Source organism: Serratia sp. (in: enterobacteria) (assembly GCF_052400455.1).
Lineage (GTDB): Bacteria > Pseudomonadota > Gammaproteobacteria > Enterobacterales > Enterobacteriaceae > Serratia > Serratia ureilytica.
Window position 1 is genome coordinate 2,766,237 of record NZ_CP185812.1, and the last position, 23,971, is coordinate 2,790,207.

21 protein-coding genes are annotated in these 23,971 nt (G+C 55.7%); 7 read left to right on the forward strand and 14 right to left on the reverse strand.

Annotation, left to right across the window (positions count from 1 at the left end; genetic code table 11):
- Nucleotides 1-75 precede the first annotated feature (75 nt).
- Nucleotides 76-567, forward strand: coding sequence for a Dps family protein (locus ACORQT_RS13365; protein WP_019452735.1), 492 nt, complete (start codon nt 76-78; stop codon nt 565-567).
- A gap of 46 nt (nt 568-613) precedes the next feature.
- On the opposite strand, the gene ACORQT_RS13370 is transcribed toward ACORQT_RS13365, so the two are convergent.
- On the reverse strand, nt 614-790 hold the full coding sequence (locus ACORQT_RS13370; protein ID WP_025159792.1) for a YciY family protein: 177 nt from the start codon (nt 788-790) through the stop codon (nt 614-616).
- A 242-nt stretch (nt 791-1,032) separates the two neighbouring features.
- Here ACORQT_RS13370 and cls point away from each other — a divergent pair, with 242 nt between their 5' ends.
- Together cls and ACORQT_RS13380 are read left to right on the forward strand one after the other, a co-directional pair.
- Nucleotides 1,033-2,493, forward strand: a complete 1,461-nt coding sequence (cls, locus tag ACORQT_RS13375) for a cardiolipin synthase (protein ID WP_033643295.1) — start codon at nt 1,033-1,035, stop codon at nt 2,491-2,493.
- A 56-nt stretch (nt 2,494-2,549) separates the two neighbouring features.
- Nucleotides 2,550-2,873: an HI1450 family dsDNA-mimic protein gene (locus ACORQT_RS13380; protein WP_004932139.1), complete on the forward strand. Its 324-nt coding sequence runs from the start codon at nt 2,550-2,552 to the stop codon at nt 2,871-2,873.
- A 73-nt stretch (nt 2,874-2,946) separates the two neighbouring features.
- On the opposite strand, the gene oppF is transcribed toward ACORQT_RS13380, so the two are convergent.
- From oppF to ACORQT_RS13415, 7 genes are all read right to left on the reverse strand, one after another.
- Entirely contained in the window at nt 2,947-3,948 is a 1,002-nt protein-coding gene (oppF, locus tag ACORQT_RS13385; RefSeq protein ID WP_019452737.1) for a murein tripeptide/oligopeptide ABC transporter ATP binding protein OppF, read from the reverse strand.
- Nucleotides 3,945-4,961, reverse strand: a complete 1,017-nt coding sequence (locus ACORQT_RS13390) for an ABC transporter ATP-binding protein (protein ID WP_089191882.1) — start codon at nt 4,959-4,961, stop codon at nt 3,945-3,947. Before ACORQT_RS13390 ends, oppF begins: the two co-directional genes overlap by 4 nt.
- Nucleotides 4,962-4,972: 11 nt before the next feature.
- On the reverse strand, nt 4,973-5,881 hold the full coding sequence (gene oppC, locus ACORQT_RS13395) for an oligopeptide ABC transporter permease OppC (protein WP_033643297.1): 909 nt from the start codon (nt 5,879-5,881) through the stop codon (nt 4,973-4,975).
- A gap of 14 nt (nt 5,882-5,895) precedes the next feature.
- Nucleotides 5,896-6,816 (reverse strand): oligopeptide ABC transporter permease OppB, encoded by a 921-nt coding sequence (gene oppB / locus ACORQT_RS13400; RefSeq protein WP_004932150.1) that lies wholly within the window; start codon nt 6,814-6,816, stop codon nt 5,896-5,898.
- An 83-nt stretch (nt 6,817-6,899) separates the two neighbouring features.
- Nucleotides 6,900-8,537: an oligopeptide ABC transporter substrate-binding protein OppA gene (oppA, locus tag ACORQT_RS13405; protein WP_089191883.1), complete on the reverse strand. Its 1,638-nt coding sequence runs from the start codon at nt 8,535-8,537 to the stop codon at nt 6,900-6,902.
- Between the two features lie 149 nt (nt 8,538-8,686).
- Nucleotides 8,687-10,324 (reverse strand): ABC transporter substrate-binding protein, encoded by a 1,638-nt coding sequence (locus ACORQT_RS13410; RefSeq protein WP_033650226.1) that lies wholly within the window; start codon nt 10,322-10,324, stop codon nt 8,687-8,689.
- 695 nt (nt 10,325-11,019) lie between these two features.
- The gene (locus tag ACORQT_RS13415; RefSeq protein ID WP_015378089.1) at nt 11,020-11,664 is read right to left on the reverse strand and encodes a YchE family NAAT transporter; all 645 of its coding nucleotides are present in this window, start codon (nt 11,662-11,664) and stop codon (nt 11,020-11,022) included.
- Nucleotides 11,665-12,193: 529 nt separating this feature from the next.
- Between ACORQT_RS13415 and adhE the strand changes: the two genes are divergently transcribed.
- Nucleotides 12,194-14,866: a bifunctional acetaldehyde-CoA/alcohol dehydrogenase gene (adhE, locus tag ACORQT_RS13420; RefSeq protein ID WP_046898916.1), complete on the forward strand. Its 2,673-nt coding sequence runs from the start codon at nt 12,194-12,196 to the stop codon at nt 14,864-14,866.
- 119 nt (nt 14,867-14,985) lie between these two features.
- Here adhE and ACORQT_RS13425 read toward each other — a convergent pair whose 3' ends face one another.
- Entirely contained in the window at nt 14,986-15,570 is a 585-nt protein-coding gene (locus ACORQT_RS13425; protein WP_033650224.1) for a thymidine kinase, read from the reverse strand.
- Nucleotides 15,571-16,273: 703 nt separating this feature from the next.
- On the opposite strand from ACORQT_RS13425, the gene hns reads away from it, so the two are divergent.
- Nucleotides 16,274-16,681, forward strand: a complete 408-nt coding sequence (gene hns / locus ACORQT_RS13430) for a histone-like nucleoid-structuring protein H-NS (RefSeq protein WP_004932170.1) — start codon at nt 16,274-16,276, stop codon at nt 16,679-16,681.
- A gap of 188 nt (nt 16,682-16,869) precedes the next feature.
- Here hns and ACORQT_RS13435 read toward each other — a convergent pair whose 3' ends face one another.
- From ACORQT_RS13435 to rssA, 5 genes are all read right to left on the reverse strand, one after another.
- Nucleotides 16,870-17,880: an NAD-dependent epimerase gene (locus ACORQT_RS13435; protein ID WP_033650223.1), complete on the reverse strand. Its 1,011-nt coding sequence runs from the start codon at nt 17,878-17,880 to the stop codon at nt 16,870-16,872.
- Between the two features lie 9 nt (nt 17,881-17,889).
- Complete coding sequence (locus ACORQT_RS13440) at nt 17,890-19,233, reverse strand: UDP-glucose dehydrogenase family protein (protein WP_033650222.1); 1,344 nt, start codon at nt 19,231-19,233, stop codon at nt 17,890-17,892.
- 43 nt (nt 19,234-19,276) lie between these two features.
- Complete coding sequence (gene galU / locus ACORQT_RS13445; protein WP_033650221.1) at nt 19,277-20,194, reverse strand: UTP--glucose-1-phosphate uridylyltransferase GalU; 918 nt, start codon at nt 20,192-20,194, stop codon at nt 19,277-19,279.
- A gap of 213 nt (nt 20,195-20,407) precedes the next feature.
- Nucleotides 20,408-21,421: a two-component system response regulator RssB gene (gene rssB, locus ACORQT_RS13450; RefSeq protein ID WP_004932178.1), complete on the reverse strand. Its 1,014-nt coding sequence runs from the start codon at nt 21,419-21,421 to the stop codon at nt 20,408-20,410.
- Between the two features lie 103 nt (nt 21,422-21,524).
- Complete coding sequence (gene rssA / locus ACORQT_RS13455) at nt 21,525-22,427, reverse strand: patatin-like phospholipase RssA (protein ID WP_042784708.1); 903 nt, start codon at nt 22,425-22,427, stop codon at nt 21,525-21,527.
- A 118-nt stretch (nt 22,428-22,545) separates the two neighbouring features.
- Here rssA and ACORQT_RS13460 point away from each other — a divergent pair, with 118 nt between their 5' ends.
- Entirely contained in the window at nt 22,546-23,010 is a 465-nt protein-coding gene (locus ACORQT_RS13460) for a YchJ family protein (protein ID WP_033643306.1), read from the forward strand.
- A 68-nt stretch (nt 23,011-23,078) separates the two neighbouring features.
- Nucleotides 23,079-23,927, forward strand: a complete 849-nt coding sequence (gene purU, locus ACORQT_RS13465) for a formyltetrahydrofolate deformylase (protein ID WP_004932187.1) — start codon at nt 23,079-23,081, stop codon at nt 23,925-23,927.
- The last annotated feature ends 44 nt before the right edge of the window (nt 23,928-23,971 follow it).

A 23,971-nucleotide genomic window follows, 5' to 3' on the forward strand; every position in this document is an offset into this window, starting at 1 on the left:
TAAATCCGGTTACTGTAACAGCTATGGAAATTGATTCTGTCTACCCTTGGAACGAATAATCAGGAGAAGATTATTATGGCAACGGCGAAGAAAGCAGCGAAAACCCATATCGGCCTCGACAGTAAACAATCGGCAAAACTCGCCGAAGCGCTAAATGCGCTGTTGGCGAATTATCAGGTGCTGTATATGAATGTGCGCGGCTATCACTGGAATATTACCGGCCCGCAATTCTTTGAGCTGCACGCGAAATTCGAAGAAACTTACAACGATCTGCTAACCAAGGTGGATGAGCTGGCGGAACGCATTCTGACGCTGGGCTCGCAGCCGCGCCACGCTTACAGCGACTATCTGAAAACCGCCGATATCAAGGAACACACCAATGTGACCGATGATAAGGGCACGCTGCGCGGCCTGTTGGAAGGGTATTCAATCTTGCTGCAACAGCAGCGTGAACTGCTGACGGTCGCGGCGGACGCCGGCGACGAAGGCACCGCGTCGCTGATGAGCGATTACATCAAAGAGCAGGAAAAACAGGTCTGGATGCTTAACGCCTACCTCGGCAAATAAACCCAGGCGCCATAACAAAACAGTCCCTCACGGGACTGTTTTCGTTTTACCACTCGCAGGATACCGCAAACAGCAGCGCGCGCCGATGCTGATCGTCCAGGCGACGGCGCACCCGGATAATATGGCGATTGCTGCAAGACTGGCGCTCCAGCCAACGATGCCGACGGCGTTGGCTCTGCCGCAACATTCGCCAACGGCCCACTTCATTTCTACTGCGTCTCATAATTCCGTCACTCGTTCGTCTAATGCCAACCGCGGGCATTATAGCCCTTTCAGCCCGCGATCCAAGTCGCCGTTATCGGCGACATCGCAGGTGCCGCGCCGCTAAAAGCCGCCCTTTCGGTTTCGGCAAGTGCCTTAACTTCATCATATTTATGTAACATAAGCGCCGATAAAAGGTTTCGCCTTGACCGATCTGTGCGTACACTCATCATTGGTGGTTTGCGAACGGGATTTTTCGCCTTTATGACAACATTTTATACCGTAATCAGTTGGCTCATGGTGTTCGGCTACTGGCTGCTGATCGCCGGCGTGACGATGCGCATTTTGATGAAACGCCGTGCGGTTCCCTCTGCCATGGCCTGGTTGCTGGTTATCTATATTCTGCCGCTGTTCGGCATCGTCGCCTATTTATCGTTCGGCGAGCTGCATCTGGGCAAGCGCCGGGCCGAGCGCGCCAAGGCCATGTGGCCGTCGACCGCGCGCTGGCTGAAAGAGCTGAAAGAGAGTCGCCGCATCTTCGCCACCGAATACAGTAAAGTCGCCGAACCGCTGTTCCAGCTGTGCAACCGCCGCCAGGGCATCGACGGCGTCAAGGGCAACCAGCTGCAGCTGCTCACCACCACCGACGACACGCTGAAAGCGCTGATCCGCGACATCGAGCTGGCGCGCCACAACATCGAAATGGTGTTCTATATCTGGCAGCCCGGCGGCCTGGTCGATCAGGTGGCCGAATCGCTGATGGCCGCCGCGCGGCGCGGCGTACACTGCCGTCTGATGCTGGACTCCGCCGGCAGCCTGCAATTTTTCCGCAGCCCCTACCCGGCGATGATGCGCAACGCCGGCATCGAAGTGGTCGAAGCGCTGAAGGTCAACCTGCTGCGCGTATTCCTGCGCCGCATGGATCTGCGTCAGCACCGCAAGGTGGTGCTGATCGACAACTACATCGCCTATACCGGCAGCATGAACATGGTCGATCCACGCTATTTCAAACAGGATGCGGGCGTCGGTCAATGGATCGATCTGATGGCGCGCATGGAAGGCCCGGTGGCCACCACCATGGGCATCGTCTATGCCTGCGACTGGGAAATTGAAACCGGCAAGCGCATTTTGCCGCCGCCGCCGGACGTCAACATCATGCCGTTCGAGCAGGAAAGCGGCCACACCATTCAGGTGATCGCCTCCGGCCCCGGCTTCCCCGAGGAAATGATCCACCAGGCACTGCTGACCGCGGTTTATTCCGCGCGCGAACAGCTGATCATGACCACGCCGTACTTCGTGCCGAGCGACGATCTGCTGCACGCCATCTGCACCGCCGCTCTGCGCGGCGTCGAGGTCAGCATCATCGTGCCGCGCGACAATGATTCGATGATGGTGCGCTGGGCCAGCCGGGCGTTCTTCTCCGAGCTGCTGGAAGCCGGCGTGAAAATCTATCAGTTCGAAGGCGGCCTGCTGCATACCAAGAGCGTGCTGGTCGACGGCCAGCTCAGCCTGGTCGGCACCGTCAATCTGGATATGCGCAGCCTGTGGCTGAATTTCGAAATCACCCTGGTGATCGACGACGACGGCTTCGGCAGCGATCTGGCCTGCGTGCAGGAAGATTACATCGCTCGCTCCAAGCTGCTGAACGCCAAAGAGTGGCTGAAGCGGCCGTTCTGGCACCGCCTGGTCGAGCGCCTGTTCTACTTTTTCAGCCCGTTGCTGTAAAAGCCGCGGCGAGCGTGCTTTAATAGCGCCAAATCATTTGTTATCAGGATTTTTTTATGGATTTGAATAACCGCCTTACCGAAGACGAAACGCTGGAACAGGCCTACGACATCTTCCTCGAATTGGCCGGCGACAATCTGGATCCGGCGGATATTCTGCTGTTCAATCTGCAGTTTGAAGAGCGCGGCGGCGCAGAACTGTACGACCCCTCCGAAGACTGGAGCGAGCACGTGGATTACGACCTGAACCCGGACTTCTTCGCCGAAGTGGTGATCGGTCTGGCGGACAGCGACGGCGAGCCGATCAACGACGTGTTCGCCCGCGTGCTGATCTGCCGCGAGAAAGACCACAAGCTGTGCCACATTCTGTGGAAAGAGTGATTCACTGCTAACGTTTCGGATAAAAAAAGCCCCGCTGAATAAGCGGGGCTTTTTGTTGCCGGCTAGCGGCGCATTACAGCGGATCGACCTTCAGGCACGAAACCGCATGGCGGAAACTGCCCTCCAGCAGCGGGCGCGTCTTGGCGCACTCCGGCCCGGCGATCGGGCAGCGGGTGCGGAACACGCAGCCGGACGGCGGGTTGATCGGCGAAGGCAGCTCCCCTTCCAACAGCTGGATCTGCTTTTCCTTCTCCTTGTCCGGATCCGGGATCGGCACCGCCGACATCAGCGCCTTGGTGTAAGGGTGCTGCGGATTGTGGTACACCTCGTCATAGGTGCCCAGCTCCACCGCATGGCCCAGATACATCACCAGCACGCGATCGGAAATGTGCTTCACCACCGCCAAATCGTGGGCGATAAAGATCAATGACAGCCCCATTTCGCGCTGCAGCTGCTGCAGCAGGTTCACCACCTGCGCCTGAATCGACACGTCCAACGCGGAGACCGGCTCGTCGCAGATCACCAGCTTCGGTTCGAGGATCAGCGCGCGCGCGATGCCGATACGCTGGCACTGGCCGCCGGAGAACTCGTGCGGATAACGGTTGATCAGATTAGGCAGCAGGCCGACCTTCAGCATCATCGCCTTGACCTTGTCCTTCACTTCCTGACGCGGCATTTTCGGGTAGTAGGTACGCAGCGGCTCGGCGATGATTTCGCCGATGGTCATGCGCGGGTTGAGCGAAGCCAGCGGATCCTGGAAGATCATCTGGATATCGCTGCGGGTTTTGCGCCAGTCGGCGTCGCTCATGCCCAGCAGATCTTTACCCAGCCAGGCGACGCGCCCGCTGGTGGCCTTCACCAGGCCGATGATGGCGCGCGCGAAGGTGGATTTGCCGCAGCCGGATTCGCCGACCACGCCCAGGGTTTCCCCCTCGAACAGCCGCAGCGTAACGCCGTCGACCGCCTTCAGGGTTTTCGGCGGCTGCCAGAACCACTGCTTGTCGTCATGAATGTCGAAATGCACTTTCAGATCGGCCACTTCGAGCAGCACTTTCTTGTCGGTTACTGCTGTCATACCAACGCCTCCACCGGTTTAAAGCAGGCGCGCAGGCGCCCTTCCCCAAATTGCTCCAACGGTGGAGCGCTCGCGCACTGTTCCATGGCGTACGGGCAGCGCGGCTGGAACGGGCAGCCTTTCGGCAACCGCAGCAGGTTCGGCGGGTTGCCGGGAATGGTCAACAACGCTTCGCCTTCGGCGTCGAGACGCGGCACCGCGTTCAACAGACCGATGGAATACGGGTGGCTCGGCTGGTAGAACACCTCGCGCGCGCTGCCGTATTCCATGGTACGCCCGGCGTACATCACCAGCACCTTGTTGCAGATGCCGGCCACCACGCCCAGATCGTGGGTGATCATGATGATGGCGGTGTTGAACTCGCGCTTCAGCTCGTTGAGCAACGTCATGATCTGCGCCTGGACGGTCACGTCCAGCGCGGTGGTCGGTTCATCGGCGATCAGCAGCTTCGGCCGGCACAGCAGCGCCATGGCGATCATCACGCGCTGGCGCATGCCGCCGGAAAACTCGTGCGGGTACATGCGCATGCGCTTGCGCGCTTCCGGCATTTTCACCGCGTCGAGCATGCGTACCGACTCTTCGAAGGCTTCGCTTTTACTCATTTTCTTATGCAGCATCAGCACTTCCATCAGCTGTTCGCCAACGCGCATATAAGGGTTCAGCGAGGTCATCGGGTCCTGGAAGATCATCGAGATTTCCTCGGCCCGCAGCTTGTTGAGCTGATTTTCCGGCAGGTTGAGGATTTCACGGCCGTTGAATTTGGCCGAGCCGCCGATGCGGCCATTGCTGGCCAGCAGCCCCATCAGGGCGAACGCGGTCTGCGATTTGCCGGAGCCGGATTCACCGACGATGCCCAGCGTTTCACCGGCGCGCAGATCGAAGTTCAGATCGTTCACCGCCGTCACGTCGCCGTCCGGGGTGGAAAACGTGACGCGCAGGTCTTTCACGTCCAGCAGCGGCGACGATTTGACGCCGGCGGCGGTTTGCAGTTGAGGATGTTCAATGGTGCTCATGGTTGCACTCCTTAACGATCTTTCGGGTCGAGGGCGTCACGCAGGCCATCGCCGATAAAGTTGAAACAGAACAGAGTGACGACCAGGAAACCCGCCGGGAACAGCAGCAACCACGGTGAAACTTCCATTGAGTTGGCGCCGTCGCTGAGCAATGCGCCCCAGCTGCTCAACGGTTCCTGCGTGCCCAGCCCCAGGAAGCTGAGGAAGGATTCGAACAGGATCATGCTCGGCACCAGCAGCGAGGCATACACCACCACCACGCCGAGCACGTTAGGCACGATATGCCGCAGCACGATATTGCGCGTGGAGACGCCGCACACCAGCGCCGCTTCGATGAACTCCTTGCGCTTCAGGCCAAGGGTTTGCCCGCGCACGATACGCGCCATATCCAGCCACGACACCATGCCGATCGCCACGAAGATCAGCAGGATATTCTGACCAAAGAAGGTCACCAGCAGGATAACGAAGAACATGAACGGGAAGGAGTTGAGGATCTCCAGCAGGCGCATCATCACCGAGTCGACCTTACCGCCCAGATAGCCGGACATCGCGCCGTACAGGGTGCCCACCACTACCGCCACCAGCGCGGCGGCCACGCCGACCATCAGCGAGATGCGCCCGCCGATCGCCACGCGCACCAGCAGATCACGCCCGGAGGAGTCGGTGCCGAAGTAGTGCCCCGATTCCATGCTCGGCGCGGCGGACATCATCGCCCAATCCGTATCGTCGTAGGCAAATTGCGACAGCATCGGCGCCAGCACCACAAACAGCGTGATCAGCGCCAGAATGAACAGGCTGCCGACCGCCGCGCGGTTGTGCATAAAGCGCCGACGCGCGTCTTGCCACAGGCTGCGCCCTTCCACTTCCAGCTTCTCGCTGAAGTGCTCCAGAGCTTCGCTGTTCTTTTTAGTCAACATCATTCGCGTGCTCCAGATTAATAACGGATTTTCGGATCGATGACCGCATACAGCACATCGACGATCGCGTTGAACAGAATGGTCAGAGCGCCCACCAGAATGGTCAGGCTCAACACCAGGGAGTAGTCGCGGTTCAGCGCGCCGTTAACGAACAGCTGGCCGATCCCCGGCAGACCGTAGATGGTTTCGATCACCATCGAGCCGGTGATGATCCCGACGAACGCCGGGCCCATGTAGGACAGTACCGGCAGCAGCGCCGGCTTCAGCGCGTGGCGGAAAATGATGCGGCGCATCGGCAAACCTTTGGCGCGCGCGGTGCGAATGAAGTTGGAGTGCAACACTTCAATCATCGAGCCGCGCGTGATACGGGCGATGCTGGCGATATAGGCCAGCGACAGCGCCACCATCGGCAAGATGATGAACTTAGGTGCGCCGCCGTTCCAGCCGCCGCCCGGCAGCCATTTCAACGTAATCGCGAAGATCAGCACCAAGAGCGGCGCCACCACGAAACTGGGTATCACCACCCCGGTCATGGCGAACCCCATTACCGTATAGTCCCATTTGGTGTTTTGATTCAACGCCGCGATCACGCCGGCGCTAACGCCCAGCACCACCGCCAACAGAAACGCGGCCAGACCGAGCTTGGCGGACACCGGGAAAGAACTGGCCACCAAATCGTTGACCGAATAGTCCTTGTATTTAAAGGACGGGCCGAAGTCTCCCTGCGCAAGCTGCGCCAGATAATGACCGTACTGTTTCCAGATCGGGTCGTTCAAATGGTATTTGGCTTCGATATTCGCCATGACTTCCGGCGGTAATGCGCGTTCCCCGGTAAATGGACTGCCGGGCGCGAGGCGCATCATGAAAAATGAGATGGTAATAAGGATAAATAGTGTCGGGATCGCTTCCAACAAGCGACGAAGTATAAATTTCAGCATTGCCCTAACCCTGTGCGACAGCCTGATGACGGCTTATTATTCTCAACATGGGCCGGCGGCCTGCGCCGCCGGCTCTTACCGTATCAATGCTTGATGATGTACAGGTTCTTGTCGTACACGTTATCAAGCGGGTCTTTGCCGGTGTAGCCACCGACGTAAGGTTTCACCAAACGGGCGTTCACGTAGTAATACAGCGGAACGATGGCGGAATCTTTATCCAGCTGAACTTCCGCTTTCTGATACAGATCGGCGCGCTCGTCTTTGGTCTTCGCGGTCAACACGTTGGCCATCAGCTTGTCGAACTCGGCGCTCTTGTAGTGCGGGGTGTTACTGCTGCTGTCGGACAGCATCATGTTCAGGAACGAACTCGGTTCGTTGTAGTCGGCGCACCAGCCGGCGCGCGATACGTCATAGGTGCCCTGATGGCGGGTATCCAGGAAGGTTTTCCACTCCTGGTTCACCAGCTTCACGTCCACGCCCAGGTTTTTCTTCCAGATGGAGGCGGCGGCGATCGCCAGCTTCTTGTGCAAGTCGGAGGTGTTGTACAGCAGGGAGAAGGTCAGCGGTTTACCCGGGCCGTAGCCGGCGTCCGCCAGCAGTTTCTTCGCCACTTCGTTGCGTTTTTCCTGCGTCCAGCCGAACCACTCCGGCGGGGTCAGCTTGGCGCCGTCGGTGTATGGCGGCGTAAAGCTGTAGGCCGGCAGATCGCCCTGGTTTTTCACCTTGTTGACGATAATGTCGCGGTCCATGCCCAGCTTCAGCGCTTCACGCACGCGCGCATCGGTGAACGGCGCCTTCTGGTTGTTGATTTCGTAGTAGTAGGTGCACAGATAAGGATCGACGTGCACCTCTTTCGGGATCTCTTTCTTCAACTTCTGGAACAGTTCGATCGGCATGTTGTTGTAGGTCATGTCGATTTCACCGGTGCGGTAGCGGTTAACGTCGGTCACTTCCGACGAAATAGGCAGGAACGTCACTTTATTGATGATGGTTTTGGCGTTATCCCAGTATTCCGGGTTACGTTCCAGTACGATGCGTTCGTTGACAACCCAGTCTTTCAGTTTGTAGGCGCCGTTGCTGACGTAGTTGGCCGGCAGCGTCCACTTCTCGCCAAACTTCTCTACCGCGTCCTTATAGACCGGTTTCATGGCGTAGTGCGGGGTCATTTCAACCAGATAAGGCACCGGCTCGCTCAGGGTCACCTGGAAGGTGTGGTCGTCGATGGCCTTCACGCCCAGCGTCGACTTGTCTTTTTTACCGGCGATGATGTCATCGACATTTTCCACATGGGCGTACTGCAGGTAGCTGGCGTAAGGCGACGCGGTTTTCGGATCCACCACGCGCTGCCAGCTGTAGACGAAATCTTGCGCCGTCACCGGCTTGCCGTTGGACCATTTGGCGTCTTTACGCAGGTGGAAGGTCCAGACTTTGAAATCCTTGTTATCCCAGCTTTCCGCGACGCCCGGCACGATGGAACCGTTCGGGCTGTTGTTCGCCAGGCCTTCCATCAGATCGCGGGTCACGTTGTTTTCCGGCACGCCCTCGATTTTATGCGGGTCAAGCGACTGCACTTCGGAACCGTTGTTTTTGACGATTTCTTGCTTGTCGGCCAGTTGCACGCCTGCAGGAACGTCGGCCGCGAAGGCGGAGGTGGTTGCTGTGATGCCGAGCGCGGCGATGACGCCGGCGGCAATGAGGGTTTTCTTCGTGATGTTGGTCATACTTATCGACTCCAGTTTTTTATTATCACAGGCTCTTCGTGGAACCTGCGTTGCCCGTAAGCGGACTCTGTTTTCCCGCCGCTGCGGAACGAATGCGGCGGCGGGCCTTCCCCATATTCCCCTGCGGTTCAGCGTGAGGAATACCCCTTTTACTGCTTGATGATGTACAGATTTTTAACGTCGGTATAGTCCAGCGGATCTTTGCCGGTGAACCCGCCTACCGTCGGTTTGATCAAACGCGCACTGACGCGGTAATACACCGGAATCAATGCGGAGTCTTTGTCCAACTGCGTTTCCGCCTGTTGGTAGAGCGCGGCGCGCGCGGCTTCATCCGGCGCCTTCAGCGTGGCGGCCATGATGGCGTCGAACGCCGGGCTCTTGTAAAACACGGTGTTGATGCTGCTGTTGGACAGCACCAGGTTCAGGAAGGCGCTCGGCTCGTTGTAATCCCCGCACCAGGTGGCGCGCGCCACGTCGTACTGCCCCTGATGGCGGCTTTCCAGCGAGGTCTTCCACTCCTGGTTGCGCAGCGTGACGTCGGCGCCGAGGTTCTTCTTCCACATCGATGCGGCGGCGATCGCCTGCTGTTTGTTTTGATCGGAGGTGTTGTACAGCAGCGAGAACTTCAGCGGCTTGGCGGCGCTGTAACCCGCTTCCGCCAGCAGTTTTTTGGCTTCGGCGTTGCGCTGTTCCTGGCTCCAGCCGGCCCACGCGGGCTGCGTGAAGTTGGCGCCTTCGGTGAAGGTCGGCGTGAAGCTGTAGGCCGGGATCTGCCCCTGGCCCATGATTTTGTTGGCGATAATGTCGCGATCCAGCGTCATCTTCACCGCCGCACGCACCCGCGGATCGGTGAACGGCGCCCGCTGGTTATTGAGTTCGTAATAGAAAGTGCACAGATAAGGGTTAACGTGCAGTTGCTCGGGCACCTCGCGCTTCATTTTGACGTACAGGTACGGCGGAATGGCGCTGTTGGTGATATCGATCTCGCCGCTGCGGAAGCGATTGACGTCGCTGACTTCAGAAGCGATCGGCAGGAAGGTCGCCTGGTTGATCACCGTCTGCTTGTTATTCCAGTAGCTCGGGCTGCGCTCCAGCACAATGCGCTCGTTCACCACCCACTCTTTCAGGCGGTAAGCGCCGTTGCCGACATAGTTGGCGGGCAGCGTCCATTTGTCGCCGAATTTCTCCACCACCGCGCGTTTGACCGGTTTGAGCGACGTGTGGCTCAGCATGCTGATGAAATACGGCACCGGTTCGCTCAGGGTCACCTGCAGCGTTTGATCGTCCAGCGCCTTGACGCCGAGAGTCTGCGGGCTCTTTTTGCCGGTCAGGATGTCGTCGATATTCTCGACTTTGGTGTACTGCAGGTAACTGGCGTAGGGAGAAGCGATCTTCGGATCGGCCAGGCGCTGCCAACTGTAGACGAAGTCTTGCGCGGTGACCGGGCTGCCGTCGCTCCACACCGCGCCGGGGCGCAGGTGGAAGGTCCACTGCCGATAATCCTGGTTTTCCCAGCTCGCCGCCGCCGCCGGTACCACATGCCCGTTGGCGTCGGTGCTCACCAGCCCTTCCAGCAGGTTAAGAATGATATTGCTTTCGGGCACGCCCTCGACCTTATGTGGATCCAATGAAGCCACTTCGCTGCCGTTGTTGATGACAATATTCTGCTGCTGCGCCAATTGGACGCCGGCCGGAACCTCCGCCGCCAAACTGCTATTTACGGCAATGACGCTCAACGCGCCGCTAATCAACAAGGTCAAAGAAGTGCGCTTCAGGGTTTGCTGCATAATCGAGGCTCCTTTTCACCGACAAGCATCGCTTATCGAAGTTTGTGAAGTGTTTATAAGAATTCTAAATAAACGGATACCAGCAAAAATCATTCCCGTTTTTATGGCGCATTTCAGTTAATTGACCACGGGAAAGTTGCTCGGAAATTAGCAGAAGCCAAATTCCATAGCCAATAAATTTTACAAAAATGTTAAGCAATTCTCTTTTATCGCACCAAGCCCGATCCGGCCCTTGTGATGAAGGGCAAAGGAAGACATGAAAACAACTTTGATTTTAAAGGAAAAAACTCAAAATCAGTTTCATTTGAAACTGTCGACACAATCCCATTGCCGCACAAAGAAACATTCAGTTAACAAACCAGCCATTCAAAGAACAAACACCTACCTACAGGCGGTTAATCACTAATAACACCTGGATGAAAGTGAGACAAGCCCCACAGAATGATGTGATTAATTTAACAACAGCTTTACCGTTTAACGAGGAGAAAACGCGCGGAAATGGGGAAAGAAAAGTGTCTGAAATAACGCTTAGCGTTTTTTTTAAGCAGCAACATGAGATTTATGCAACATAAGAGTGCAATGGCATAAATTTTATTCATCTTGTGCACTATAATAATGCGAACCAATAAATAATTTAACTTTTAAAATTAATTTTAGCCGCGCTCAAGGACAGAAGCGCGGCCAAGCGAGAGCGATTACAACAGGCCGGGGAATATCGCCTTAATGCCGGTAACGATAAATTCGATCCCGAGCGCCATCAGCAACAGGCCCATGATACGGGTGATCACGTTGATGCCGGTCTGCCCAAGCAAACGCACCAACAGCGGCGCGGCGCGGAACAATAACCAGCAGCAAAAAGCGAATAAGGCGATCGCCACCGTAAAGCCGAGCAGGCTTTGCCAATTGTGATAACGGGAACTCCACACGATGGTGGAACTGATCGCCCCCGGCCCCGCCATCAACGGCAGCGCTAACGGCACCACGCCGATGCTTTCGCGGATCGCGCTCTCCGATTTCTCCTGTTTGTTCTGCTTATCTTCACCCAGCTTGCCGCTGATCATCGACATGGCGATGGTCACCACCAAAATACCGCCAGCGATGCGGAACGAATCGATGGAGATACCGAACATCCGCAATATCCCTTCACCCAGGAACAGCGATGTCCATAGAATGATGGCAACCGACAGGTTGGCGGTCAGGTTGGTTTTATTGCGCCCCGCTTCCGCCTGGTAACTGGTCATACTGATAAACACCGGCAAGATGCCCACCGGGTTGACCAGCGCAAACAGACCGACAAAGAACTTGATAAAGCCGGAAAGATCCAACAGAGATTGGCCCACAGATGGCTCCGCGTTAATTGCTGTAAAGGTGTGCTGACTATGCGCGCTAATGTAATGGAATTGCCGCGGGTAATCCATCCGGCCAGAGCAGCATTTTTGACTACCAGCAAGTTAGGCAACAAAACAAATGCCCTTTGTTAAAGTGATGTATGGCCTTTTGATTTTTTATGTTGAAAAAAGAGTCACCGATCACAGTTATTGAGAATCACTCTCAAAAACACCAAGCTGAAAGGTGTCAGCTTGCACTTTTCATGATTTAGATCACAAATCAACTACCCAACAGTGGGTAAGCTCTTAGTCGTAGTCAGGGAGTAGAACAAAGTAGGCCGCGGCATCGCCGGTTCCGTTCTCCTCACTGCCTGCCCCTCCGGTTGGCGTAGGGTAAAGCTCTTTAAGCAAATCAGCAGCATGCGAAGAAATAACGCGGGAAGACCCCGGTATTCTCATCACCGCTTATCCCCGTTACGACTATACTAGTGGCTCGCACGGCTTATTTACTGAAAGAGTTTAACATTATCAGGAGAGCATTATGGCTGTAACGAATGTCGCTGAACTGAACGAGCTTGTCGCACGTGTCAAAAAAGCCCAGCGCGAATATGCCAACTTCACTCAAGAGCAAGTGGATAAAATCTTCCGCGCTGCCGCCCTCGCCGCTGCTGATGCCCGTATCCCGTTGGCCAAAATGGCCGTGGAAGAATCCGGAATGGGTATCGTCGAAGACAAAGTGATCAAAAACCACTTCGCTTCCGAGTACATCTACAACGCCTATAAAGATGAAAAAACCTGTGGCATCCTGTCTGAAGATGACACTTTCGGTACCATCACCATCGCCGAACCTATCGGTCTGATTTGCGGTATCGTTCCTACCACCAACCCAACTTCTACCGCGATCTTCAAAGCGCTGATCAGCCTGAAAACCCGCAACGGCATCATCTTCTCGCCGCACCCGCGTGCGAAGAATGCCACCAACAAAGCCGCCGACATCGTGCTGCAAGCCGCTATCGCCGCCGGCGCGCCGAAAGACATCATCGGTTGGATCGACCAACCTACCGTCGAGCTGTCCAACCAGCTGATGCACCACCCTGACATCAACCTGATCCTGGCCACCGGTGGCCCAGGCATGGTGAAAGCCGCCTACAGCTCCGGCAAACCGGCAATCGGCGTAGGCGCCGGTAACACGCCGGTCGTGGTGGACGAGACCGCAGACATCAAACGCGTGGTCGCCTCTATCCTGATGTCCAAAACCTTCGACAGCGGCGTTATCTGCGCTTCCGAACAATCGGTCATCGTCGTTGACGCTATCTATGATGCGGTACGCGAGCGCTTCGCTTCCCACGGCGGCTATCTGCTGCAGGGCAAAGAACTGAAGGCGGTGCAGGACATCATCCTGAAAAACGGCGGCCTGAACGCGGCCATCGTCGGGCAATCCGCGCCGAAAATCGCCGAGATGGCGGGCATTAAAGTGCCGGCCAACACCAAAGTGCTGATTGGCGAAGTGAAGCTGGTCGACGAGTCCGAACCTTTCGCCCATGAAAAACTGTCGCCGACGCTGGCGATGTACCGCGCCAAAGACTTCGAAGACGCCGTCGCCAAAGCCGAAAAATTGGTCGCCATGGGCGGTATCGGGCACACCTCTTGCCTGTATACCGACCAAGATAACCAAACGGCTCGCATCGCCTACTTCGGCGATAAAATGAAAACGGCTCGCATCCTGATCAACACCCCGGCTTCTCAGGGCGGTATCGGCGACCTGTATAACTTCAAACTCGCGCCTTCGCTGACGCTGGGTTGCGGTTCCTGGGGTGGTAACTCCATCTCTGAAAACGTCGGACCTAAGCACCTGATCAACAAGAAAACTGTAGCGAAGCGAGCAGAAAACATGTTGTGGCATAAACTTCCGAAATCGATCTACTTCCGCCGTGGCTCGCTGCCAATCGCGCTGGAAGAAGTGGCGACCGACGGGGCGAAACGCGCCTTCATCGTGACCGACCGTTTCCTGTTCAACAACGGCTATGCTGACCAGATCACCAAGGTTCTCAAGTCACACGGCATCGAAACCGAAGTGTTCTTCGAAGTGGAAGCCGATCCGACGCTGAGCATCGTGCGTAAAGGCGCCGAGCAGATGAACTCCTTCAAACCGGACGTCATCATCGCGCTGGGCGGCGGTTCGCCGATGGACGCCGCGAAAATCATGTGGGTGCTGTACGAACATCCTGAAACCCACTTCGAGGATCTGGCGCTGCGCTTCATGGACATCCGCAAGCGTATCTACAAGTTCCCGAAAATGGGCGTCAAGGCGAAGATGATCGCCATCACCACGACGTCAGGCACCGGTTCGGAAGTCACGCCATTCGCCGTCGTGACCGACGACGCCACCGGGCAGAAATACCCGCTGGCCGACTATGCGCTGACCCCGGACATGGCGATTGTCGACGCCAACCTGGTGATGAACATGCCGAAATCCCTGTGCGCCTTCGGCGGCCTGGATGCGGTGACCCACGCGCTGGAAGCCTACGTGTCGGTGCTGGCGAACGAATACTCTGACGGCCAGGCGCTGCAAGCGTTGAAACTGTTGAAAGAGTATCTGCCGGCCAGCTATAAAGAAGGCGCGAAGAACCCGGTTGCCCGTGAACGCGTGCACAACGCCGCCACCATCGCCGGTATCGCTTTCGCCAACGCCTTCCTCGGGGTTTGTCACTCCATGGCGCACAAACTGGGTTCGGAGTTCCACATTCCGCACGGCCTGGCTAACGCGATGCTGATTTCCAACGTCATTCGTTACAACGCGAACGACAACCCGACCAAGCAGACGGCCTTCAGCCAGTACGACCGCCCTCAGGCGCGCCGCCGCTACGCTGAAATCGCCGACCACCTCGGCCTGAGCGCACCGGGCGACCGCACCGCGCAGAAGATTGAGAAGTTGCTGGCCTGGCTGGACGAGCTGAAAACCGAGTTGGGCATCCCAGCTTCCATCCGTGAGGCGGGTGTGCAAGAAGCCGACTTCCTGGCGAAAGTCGACAAGCTGTCGGAAGACGCTTTCGACGACCAATGCACCGGCGCCAACCCACGCTATCCGCTGATTGCCGAACTCAAGCAAATCATGCTGGATACCTTCTATGGTCGCGAATTCAGCGAAACGGTGGAAGAGGAAGCGGCTGCACCGGTCGCAGCCAAAACCGCGGTAAAGAAGTCCAAGAAATAACGGTTCCGTGAACCGATGAAAAAACCCGCCGAATGGCGGGTTTTTTATTGCGCCTGGCGCGCGGTTTTTCTTATCCCGCCGCCAAAACGCCTCAGCGGGCGCTGGCGGCATTTTCGCCCCTACTCCAGGGAGTGGATCGCCTCTTTATAATGCTTGCGACAGACGGAGACATAGCTCTCGTTACCGCCAATCACCACCTGCTCGCCGGCGTGCATCGCCTTGCCATTCTCATCCAACCGCAACACCATGTTGGCTTTACGCCCGCAGTGACAGATGGTTTTCAATTCCACCAGTTTATCGGCCCAGGCCAGCAAATATTGGCTGCCGGTAAACAACTCGCCGAGAAAATCGGTACGCAAGCCGTAACACAATACGGGAATGTCCAGTTGGTCCACCACATCGCATAATTGCTCAACCTGCGCTTTGGTCAGGAATTGGCTTTCATCCAGCAGCACACAATGCACCGGCTGCTGTTGATGCTCTTGCTGGATCATGGCGTACAGCATCGAGTCATTGTTATAGAGCTGGGCCTGCGAGGATAAACCAATGCGCGAACTGACTTTGCCTACGCCAAAGCGGTGATCGATCTCCGCGGTGAACACCAGCGTGCGCATGCCGCGCTCTTGATAGTTATATGAAGACTGTAGCAGCGCGGTGGACTTGCCGGCATTCATCGCAGAGTAATAAAAATAAAGTTGAGCCATGGCCCCGCAACTCCGATGGTATAAGAAATATTCAAAATGTTGATTAGGACGGTAAGTGTACCATAACCCGCCCCCCGGCTCAGCCCAAAGCGAACGAATATTGCGTTCGCCGTAATAATGCGCTTTCAAGCGAAACATATCGTTCTGTCGGCCTGTTCTTTTTACAGCTATTTACAGGATAATGTATGCCTGTCATCACTATTAATTCTTGCTAATGGTTAAGCCCGGTGATTTGCCCATTAATGCCGACTTGCCCATTCCCTCTCGCTGGCGCTGCAGCCGCGGCGGAGCCCCCGTCTATTATACGCGAGCCCAATACCGGGCATTTAATCACCTGCGCCGACGCGCCAAGGTTTACTGACGCAATCTTTACCTATATACCCCTATTGTTTACAATGTCTGACCTGCCGTGGCGTGATTAAGCCCACAGAACTCATTGTAATATTGATATAAATTACTACGATAACTTATCGATGAAAGCCTTGTGATACGCGCCTTTTAAAGCCTGTCTGCTGAAATTTTGACTTAAGCGTGCCAAGGGTAATAGTTAACAGCCCTTCCTATTATTAGTCGGACTGATCCGATTAACGGTTTTTTTAAAGGTAAATTTGAGTATTCAAGCCAATTTGGCTATTGCAGAAAAGAAAAGAGCACTCTATTATTATCGAGACGCCCCCCACCAATATAATTTGAGACTAGGACAATGAGCGAAGCATTAAAGATTTTGAACAACATCCGCACTCTGCGCGCCCAGGCAAGAGAATGCACACTGGAAACGCTGGAAGAAATGCTCGAGAAACTGGAAGTTGTTGTGAACGAACGTCGCGAAGAAGACAGCCAGGCTCAAGCAGAAATCGAAGAACGCACTCGTAAACTGCAGCAATACCGCGAAATGCTGATTGCTGACGGTATCGATCCAAATGAACTGCTGCAAACCATGGCTGCCAACAAGGCTGCCGGTAAAGCAAAACGTGCAGCACGTCCAGCTAAATACCAATATAAAGACGAAAACGGCGAACTGAAAACCTGGACCGGCCAAGGCCGTACTCCTGCGGTGATTAAGAAAGCAATCGAAGAGCAAGGTAAATCTCTGGATGATTTCCTGCTGTAATAGCGATTCAGTCCGTATCTGAAAGGCTCCCTGCGGGGGGCCTTTTCATTTTTAGAGCGTATAACCCTGATCCCGTCATTCCTCTCTCCTTTTAGTAAATATCCTAATTCGCTTTTGCGCCGTACATGAGATCGCAGCGAAAAAAAAGGGACCCAAAGGCCCCTTCTGTCGCATTTATCCGCGTTCAATTATTGAACCTGATAGAATGCCTTATACCAGTCAACAAAGCGCTTCACGCCCTCTTCAACGCTGGTTTCCGGTTTAAAGCCAATGTCACGATAAAGCTCTTCCGTATCCGCGCTGGTATCCATCACATCGCCCGGTTGCATCGGCAGCATATTCTTACGGGCCGTCACCCCCAATGCCTTCTCCAACGCACTGATATATTCCATCAGTTTAACGGGGGTGTTATTGCCGATATTATAAACGTGATACGGCGCTGAACTGGTTGCCGGCGATCCCTGTTCAACGGTCCATGACGGATCCGCCTGCGGAATAACCGCCTGCAACCGCACTATCGCCTCGGCGATGTCATCGATGTAAGTAAAATCTCGGTGCATTTCACCGTGGTTATATACGTCGATGCTCTCCCCGGCCAATATGGCTTTGGTAAACTTGAACAGCGCCATATCCGGGCGCCCCCAGGGACCATATACCGTAAAGAACCGCAGTCCGGTTGTCGGGAGACCGTATAAATGGGAATAGCTGTGTGACATCAGCTCGTTGGCTTTTTTAGTCGCCGCATACAGTGACACCGGATGATCGACAGAATCTTCGGTGGCGAACGGCAGCTTGCGATTCAGGCCATATACCGAGCTGGAAGATGCGTAAAGTAAATGCTCAACCTTATTATGACGGCAGCCTTCCAAAACGTTTAAATGACCGATCAGGTTGGCATCGGCATAAGCCAACGGATTGACCAGCGAATAACGTACGCCGGCTTGAGCCCCCAAATGAATGACTCGCTGGAACTGATGCTCGGCAAACAATGCCGCCATGCCTTCACGATCGGCCAAATCCAGCTTGATAAAGCGGAATCCCGGCTTATCCGCCAGTCGATCCAGACGGGCCATTTTCAGGCCCACGTCATAATAATCATTCAGGTTATCAATGCCGACAACCTGATGACCGGCGGTCAACAAACGCTCTGCAACGTGATAGCCAATAAACCCTGCGGCGCCTGTAACCAGGAATTTCATGCTCACTCCTTAAATAACCGGTTTAATCGAGGCGCCGCGGCCAATTGCGTAATAGGTAAAGCCGCGATTTTCCAAACGCTCCGGATCGTACAGGTTACGGCCATCGAAGATCACCGGCTGCTTCAACGCGCCCTTGATCACATCGAAGTCCGGCGCGCGGAAGTTCTGCCATTCGGTGCAGATCACCAGCGCATCGGCGCCGTGCAATGCAGCCTCTTTGGTGCCCACCAGCTTCAAATCGTCACGCTGGCCATAGATGCGCTGAACTTCGTTCATCGCCTCCGGATCGTAGGCTTGAACGATGGCGCCTGCGGCCCACAGCTGTTCCATCAGCACGCGGCTGGAAGCTTCACGCATGTCATCGGTATTCGGCTTGAACGCCAGCCCCCACAGCGCGAAGGTTTTGCCCTTCAGATCGCCGCCGAAGTAGTCGTTGATAAAGCTGTTCAGCTTGTCTTTCTGCTGATAGTTGACCTGCTCTACCGCCTGCAACAGCTTCGGTTGGTAACCGATCTGCTCCGCCGTACGGATCAGCGCCTGGACATCTTTCGGGAAGCAAGAGCCGCCGTAGCCGCAACCCGGGTAGATGAAGTGATAGCCGATGCGTGAGTCGGAACCGATGCCCTGACGCACTTTCTCAATGTCCGCGCCCAGCATTTCCGCCAGGTTGGACATTTCGTTCATAAAGCTGATCTTGGTCGCCAGCATGCAGTTAGCGGCATATTTGGTCAGCTCCGCGCTGCGGATATCCATCATGATCATGCGATCGTGATTGCGGTTAAACGGTTCGTACAGCTCGCGAATAGGCTCGATCACATCTTTATTGTCGGTACCGATCACGATGCGCTCAGGACGCATGCAGTCTGCCACCGCCGCGCCTTCCTTCAGGAACTCCGGGTTGGATACCACGTCAAACGGCACGTTGCTGCCGCGTTTCGCCAGCGTTTCAGCCATCACCTGACGCACCTTGTCCGCCGTACCGACCGGCACGGTGGATTTGTCGATCACCACTTTGCGATCGGTCATGTGCTCGGCGATAGTGCGCGCCACCGCGGTGACATACTTCAGATCGGCGGAACCGTCTTCATCCGGCGGCGTGCCGACGGCGATGAACTGGATAGTCCCGTGCGCCACGCCCGCTTTGGCATCGGTGGTGAAATGCAGACGGCCGGCCTCATAGTTTTGCTGCACCAGCGGCGTCAGACCCGGTTCGAAAATCGGGATATTCCCTTTTTTCAGGTTTTCGACTTTTCGCTCATCAACGTCAATACACATAACGTCATGGCCTACTTCAGCCAGTACGGCGGCCTGCACCAGACCCACATAACCAATACCAAAAACTGTTACTTTCATGTGAAAATCCTAGTTTTTCAAATTAAGACGAAAGATCACTCAATTACTTCTTGTCAGCGGCAACAACCTGTTGCAGCCACTGAGAAAATTCTTTGCCCAGGCTGGCATGGCGCATGCCGTATTCCACGAAGGCCTGCATGTAACCCAGTTTGTTACCGCAGTCATGGCTCACGCCTTTCAGGTGATACGCTTCCACCGTTTCCTGCTGCATCAGCATTTCGATGCTGTCAGTCAGCTGAATTTCGTCGCCGGCGCCCGGAGGCGTTTTCGCCAACAGCGGCCAGATATCGGCGGAGAGGACATAACGACCGACAATCGCCAGGTTGGAAGGCGCTTTCTCCGGAGACGGCTTCTCGACCACGCTGACCATCGGCGCGCTTTCGCCTGGATGCAATTCGACGCCCTTACAGTCGGCTACGCCGTAGTTGCCAACATCTTTATGCGGCACAGGTTCAACCATGATCTGGCTGATGCCGGTGGTTTCGAAGCGCTGCAGCATGTCGTGCAAGTTGTCTTTTTTCGGATCGGCACTGTATTCGTCAAGGATCACGTCCGGCAACACCACCGCGACCGGCTCATCGCCCACCATCGGGTAGGCGCACATAATCGCGTGCCCCAAGCCTTTGGCATTCCCCTGGCGGACTTGCATTACGGTAACGCCCTTCGGGCAGATTGACTGCACTTCATCGAGCAGTTGACGCTTGACGCGTTTTTCCAGCATCGCTTCCAGTTCGAAACTGGTATCAAAATGGTTTTCGATCGAGTTCTTGGAGGAGTGGGTGACCAGCACAATCTCGTTAATCCCTGCCGCAATGCACTCATTGACGACGTATTGGATCAGCGGTTTATCAACCAGCGGCAACATTTCTTTCGGAATGGCTTTGGTGGCCGGCAACATCCGCGTACCCAAGCCTGCAACCGGGATCACGGCTTTTCTGACTTTGCGATTTACAGCAGGCATTATTTCCTCTCTTAAAGCTGAAGCGCTCATTTTATGAGCTTGGGCTCGATATAAAAAAACCTTCGGAGTATACCAGCTTATGCGCGCCTGGCATTAACCAGAACACAAATAGAAAACATTTAGGACTATTACCCGTTCTGATAATCGGGAGAAAAAATAAACGGTTTAATTACCGATAAGTGAATAGCTTAAGATATCGCCGATCAACGTCCATTATTCGGCGCTGAGCATCAGCCGCAATCGGCCGCCGCTGCCCCATACCTGACATTGCCAGGCCGTACAGCGTTGACTGATCTGGTTCATGTAGGTGGCGCCCAGCGTGCCCAGCGGCACGCCGTTGCTCAGCTGAATTTGATTGTCGCCGGTATTGACGTTGGCATGCAGCCCGGCGGAAACCAGAATCAGGTTTTTATTTTCGGCGTGATAATATCCCAGCAACAGCGGGAATTGGCCGTCTAATTTCCCCTGCCGCAATAATTGATTAACCTGCTTTAACAATGCCGACATTTGCGGCAGGCGATGTTGTTGATTAGCCAGATGGTCTTGCAGCAACCCATTAAATAATGCGCGCAACAGCAGCGCCGCCAATACGCCATTATCACCGGCGCGCGTGACGTCCAGGCAATAGAACGCCAGGTCTTTTTCTGACAATGCCGCGATATCCAGCACCAGCCCGGGATTTTCGCCCGTGGTTAACTGGCGATAGTTGATCCGGCAATGCGCAATGGTTTGCTGCACCGGCGGCTGCAATTGCTTAAGCAGTTTGACGGCTTCGGAAGGATTCTTGCTCAGCGCGTCCCAATCCTGAAACAGCTCAACCTCTTCAATCGCCTGGGAGGTGAACATATTGGGGTATAAACACGCCAGCACCGCCTCACGCAGGCGATTGAGATCGGTCAGCGGCTTCAGCAGCACATCTTGTACGCCCAAACGCAGCACCTTGGCGATGTCCGCCATCTTGTCGGTAGCGGAGATCACCAGCACCGGGATCTGCAGCCCCTGCAGACGCAGGTGTTCAACGAATTCGATGCCGCCCATTTCCGGCATCGCGAGATCGCACAGAATCAGATCCGGCTTGAAGTCATCGACGGCACTCAGCGCCTGTAAACCGTTGGTCGCCTCGCCGGTTTCAGCGCCCAGCGAGGTCAGATAACCGACCAGCACGGAACGAAAAACCTGTTCGTCCTCAACGATCAAGATACGCTTGTGAGTGAGTGGTAATGCCATCAGCCGAGCCTCGTCCCTTTCCATAGTGTAATAGTGGCTCAAAAAGGTCACTTATGCTCGTCTGAAACAGACCAACCGCGCATTGCCAACCAAGAACCGAGAATTATCTATTTTTTATCAACGGCAACAACCGATCCAGTTGTTTTTCAACCGCCAGCAACCCCGCCTCGATCGCTTCATCGGCGCGGTGGAAATCCAGCGTTGAGATCTGAGGGCAAAAAGGCTGGATCAAAACGTCCGGCGGATCGCTCGCCATCCGGTTGCGCTTCAGGCGATTTTCCAGCATTTGAATCGACGTGCTCATAATCTCCATCGCCGTCGGCGCCGTCGTCGGTTTGCGCTTGCGCATTCTGCCGACGCGCTCCCGCAGGCGCCCGCGCCAGGTCTCCGCAGGCGTATCGTCCGGGCTTTCGTCCTCGCCGCGTATCGAGAACAGATCCTGCTGCATCAAATGCGCGTCATGCTGCAGATCGACCGCAATGACAATATCGGCGCCCAGCGCCCGGCAGAGCGACACCGGTACCGGATTGACCACCGCGCCGTCCACCAGCCAATAGCCGTCGGCCCACACTGGCGCCAATAGGCCTGGCATACTGCAAGAAGCGCGCACCGCCTGATGAATATCGCCTTCGGTCAGCCACAGTTCGCGGCCGGTGCTGAGATTGGTCGTCACGGCGCCGAACTTCAGCGCACATTCGGCAATATCATTGATCTTCAACAGTTGCCCGACGGCAGTGAACACCCGATCGCCGCGCAACAAACCGCCGCGCTGCCAGGAAAAATCCATCAGACGAATGACGTCCCAATAGCTGAACGACCGCACCCACTGCTCCATTACCGGCAAACGGTGACTGGCGAATGCCGCCCCCACCAACGCACCGACAGAGCAGCCAGCAACGATATCGACCTCAATCCCCAGTTTCTTTAACGCATTGATCACACCGATGTGCGCCCAGCCTTTAGCCGAGCCCGCCCCCAGCGCCAGTCCGATCTTGATTTGCCGCATAGCGCCATCCTCTCGGTAAAAGGTGTTCTCTGCTTTCAGGGTAGATTGTCACTGATGAATAATGTTAGGTAACATATGCGCTAAATTCATTTTCAGCCTCGTTTTCTCAGGAGTTATTTTGCCCGAATCATGCCCATGCGGCAGCGGACTGGCGTATAACGCGTGCTGCGCCCCTTTTATCAGCGGCAGTCAGCCGGCGCCGACGCCCGGCCAACTGATGCGTTCACGCTTCACCGCCTACGTGAATCATAACGTCGACTATCTGATCGCCACCTGGCACCCCGACTGCGGCGCTGAAGCATGGCGCAATGCGATCGTCGACAGCTTCAAAAACACCGAATGGCTGGGCTTGACGATCGTCGAGGAGCAAACCGGCCATGAGCCGGACGAAGGCTTCGTCGAATTCATCGCCCGCTTCACCGATGGCGAAAGCGGCGAGCCCCAGGCGATGCATGAGCGCTCACGCTTCCTTCGTCGCGATCAACGTTGGTATTATATCGACGGCAGCAAACCCCAGCCCGGCCGAAATGCGATATGTCCCTGCGGCTCAGGGAAAAAATATAAGAAGTGCTGCGGGCGCTAGCTGGCCGGCGCTTCACGTTAACGCCTGCGCAGACAGGCCGTTCAGTATCAGACAGGATCCTCAAACCCATGCCACACCAAAATGTACAACGAAAAGTGTTACGCACCATCTGCCCGGACGCCAAAGGGCTGATCGCCAAGATCACCAACATCTGTTACAAGCACGAGCTCAATATCGTCCAGAATAATGAGTTCGTCGATCACCGCACCGGGCGTTTCTTCATGCGCACCGAGCTGGAAGGCATTTTCAACGACAACACGCTGCTGGCCGATCTGGACAGCGCCCTGCCGGAAGGTTCGCTGCGTGAGTTGCACAGCACCGGACGTCGGCGCATCGTGGTGCTGGTCACCAAAGAGGCGCACTGCCTGGGCGATCTGTTGATGAAAAGCGCCTATGGCGGCCTCGACGTTGAGATCGCCGCCGTAATCGGCAACCACGACACGCTGCAAACGCTGGTGGAGCGTTTCGATATTCCTTTCCATCTGGTGAGCCACGAAGGATTGACGCGCGAACAGCACGACCGCGAAATGACGGCCAAGATCGATCAATATCAGCCGGATTACGTGGTGTTGGCCAAATATATGCGCGTGCTGACGCCGGCCTTCGTGCAACATTATCCGAATCAGGTGATCAACATTCACCATTCGTTCCTGCCGGCGTTTATCGGCGCGCGGCCTTATCACCAGGCCTACGAACGCGGAGTGAAAATCATCGGCGCCACGGCTCACTACGTTAACGACAATCTCGACGAAGGCCCGATCATCATGCAGGACGTGATCCACGTCGATCACACCTATTCCGCCGAGGATATGATGCGCGCCGGCCGCGACGTAGAGAAAAACGTGCTCAGCCGAGCCCTGTATCAGGTGTTGGCGCAGCGCGTCTTCGTCTACGGCAATCGCACCGTTATTCTGTAATCGCTCAATAAATCGGTGCATTTCGTTCAGGGATGCACCGCCAA

Bases quoted from the DNA above. Each gene is read 5' to 3' on its own strand.
- ACORQT_RS13365 (WP_019452735.1), top strand. From the start codon at position 76: ATGGCAACGGCGAAGAAAGCAGCGAAAACCCATATCGGCCTCGACAGT.
- ACORQT_RS13370 (WP_025159792.1), bottom strand. From the start codon at position 790: ATGAGACGCAGTAGAAATGAAGTGGGCCGTTGGCGAATGTTGCGGCAG.
- cls (WP_033643295.1), top strand. From the start codon at position 1,033: ATGACAACATTTTATACCGTAATCAGTTGGCTCATGGTGTTCGGCTAC.
- ACORQT_RS13380 (WP_004932139.1), top strand. From the start codon at position 2,550: ATGGATTTGAATAACCGCCTTACCGAAGACGAAACGCTGGAACAGGCC.
- oppF (WP_019452737.1), bottom strand. From the start codon at position 3,948: ATGACAGCAGTAACCGACAAGAAAGTGCTGCTCGAAGTGGCCGATCTG.
- ACORQT_RS13390 (WP_089191882.1), bottom strand. From the start codon at position 4,961: ATGAGCACCATTGAACATCCTCAACTGCAAACCGCCGCCGGCGTCAAA.
- oppC (WP_033643297.1), bottom strand. From the start codon at position 5,881: ATGATGTTGACTAAAAAGAACAGCGAAGCTCTGGAGCACTTCAGCGAG.
- oppB (WP_004932150.1), bottom strand. From the start codon at position 6,816: ATGCTGAAATTTATACTTCGTCGCTTGTTGGAAGCGATCCCGACACTA.
- oppA (WP_089191883.1), bottom strand. From the start codon at position 8,537: ATGACCAACATCACGAAGAAAACCCTCATTGCCGCCGGCGTCATCGCC.
- ACORQT_RS13410 (WP_033650226.1), bottom strand. From the start codon at position 10,324: ATGCAGCAAACCCTGAAGCGCACTTCTTTGACCTTGTTGATTAGCGGC.
- adhE (WP_046898916.1), top strand. From the start codon at position 12,194: ATGGCTGTAACGAATGTCGCTGAACTGAACGAGCTTGTCGCACGTGTC.
- ACORQT_RS13425 (WP_033650224.1), bottom strand. From the start codon at position 15,570: ATGGCTCAACTTTATTTTTATTACTCTGCGATGAATGCCGGCAAGTCC.
- hns (WP_004932170.1), top strand. From the start codon at position 16,274: ATGAGCGAAGCATTAAAGATTTTGAACAACATCCGCACTCTGCGCGCC.
- ACORQT_RS13435 (WP_033650223.1), bottom strand. From the start codon at position 17,880: ATGAAATTCCTGGTTACAGGCGCCGCAGGGTTTATTGGCTATCACGTT.
- ACORQT_RS13440 (WP_033650222.1), bottom strand. From the start codon at position 19,233: ATGAAAGTAACAGTTTTTGGTATTGGTTATGTGGGTCTGGTGCAGGCC.
- galU (WP_033650221.1), bottom strand. From the start codon at position 20,194: ATGCCTGCTGTAAATCGCAAAGTCAGAAAAGCCGTGATCCCGGTTGCA.
- rssB (WP_004932178.1), bottom strand. From the start codon at position 21,421: ATGGCATTACCACTCACTCACAAGCGTATCTTGATCGTTGAGGACGAA.
- rssA (WP_042784708.1), bottom strand. From the start codon at position 22,427: ATGCGGCAAATCAAGATCGGACTGGCGCTGGGGGCGGGCTCGGCTAAA.
- purU (WP_004932187.1), top strand. From the start codon at position 23,079: ATGCCACACCAAAATGTACAACGAAAAGTGTTACGCACCATCTGCCCG.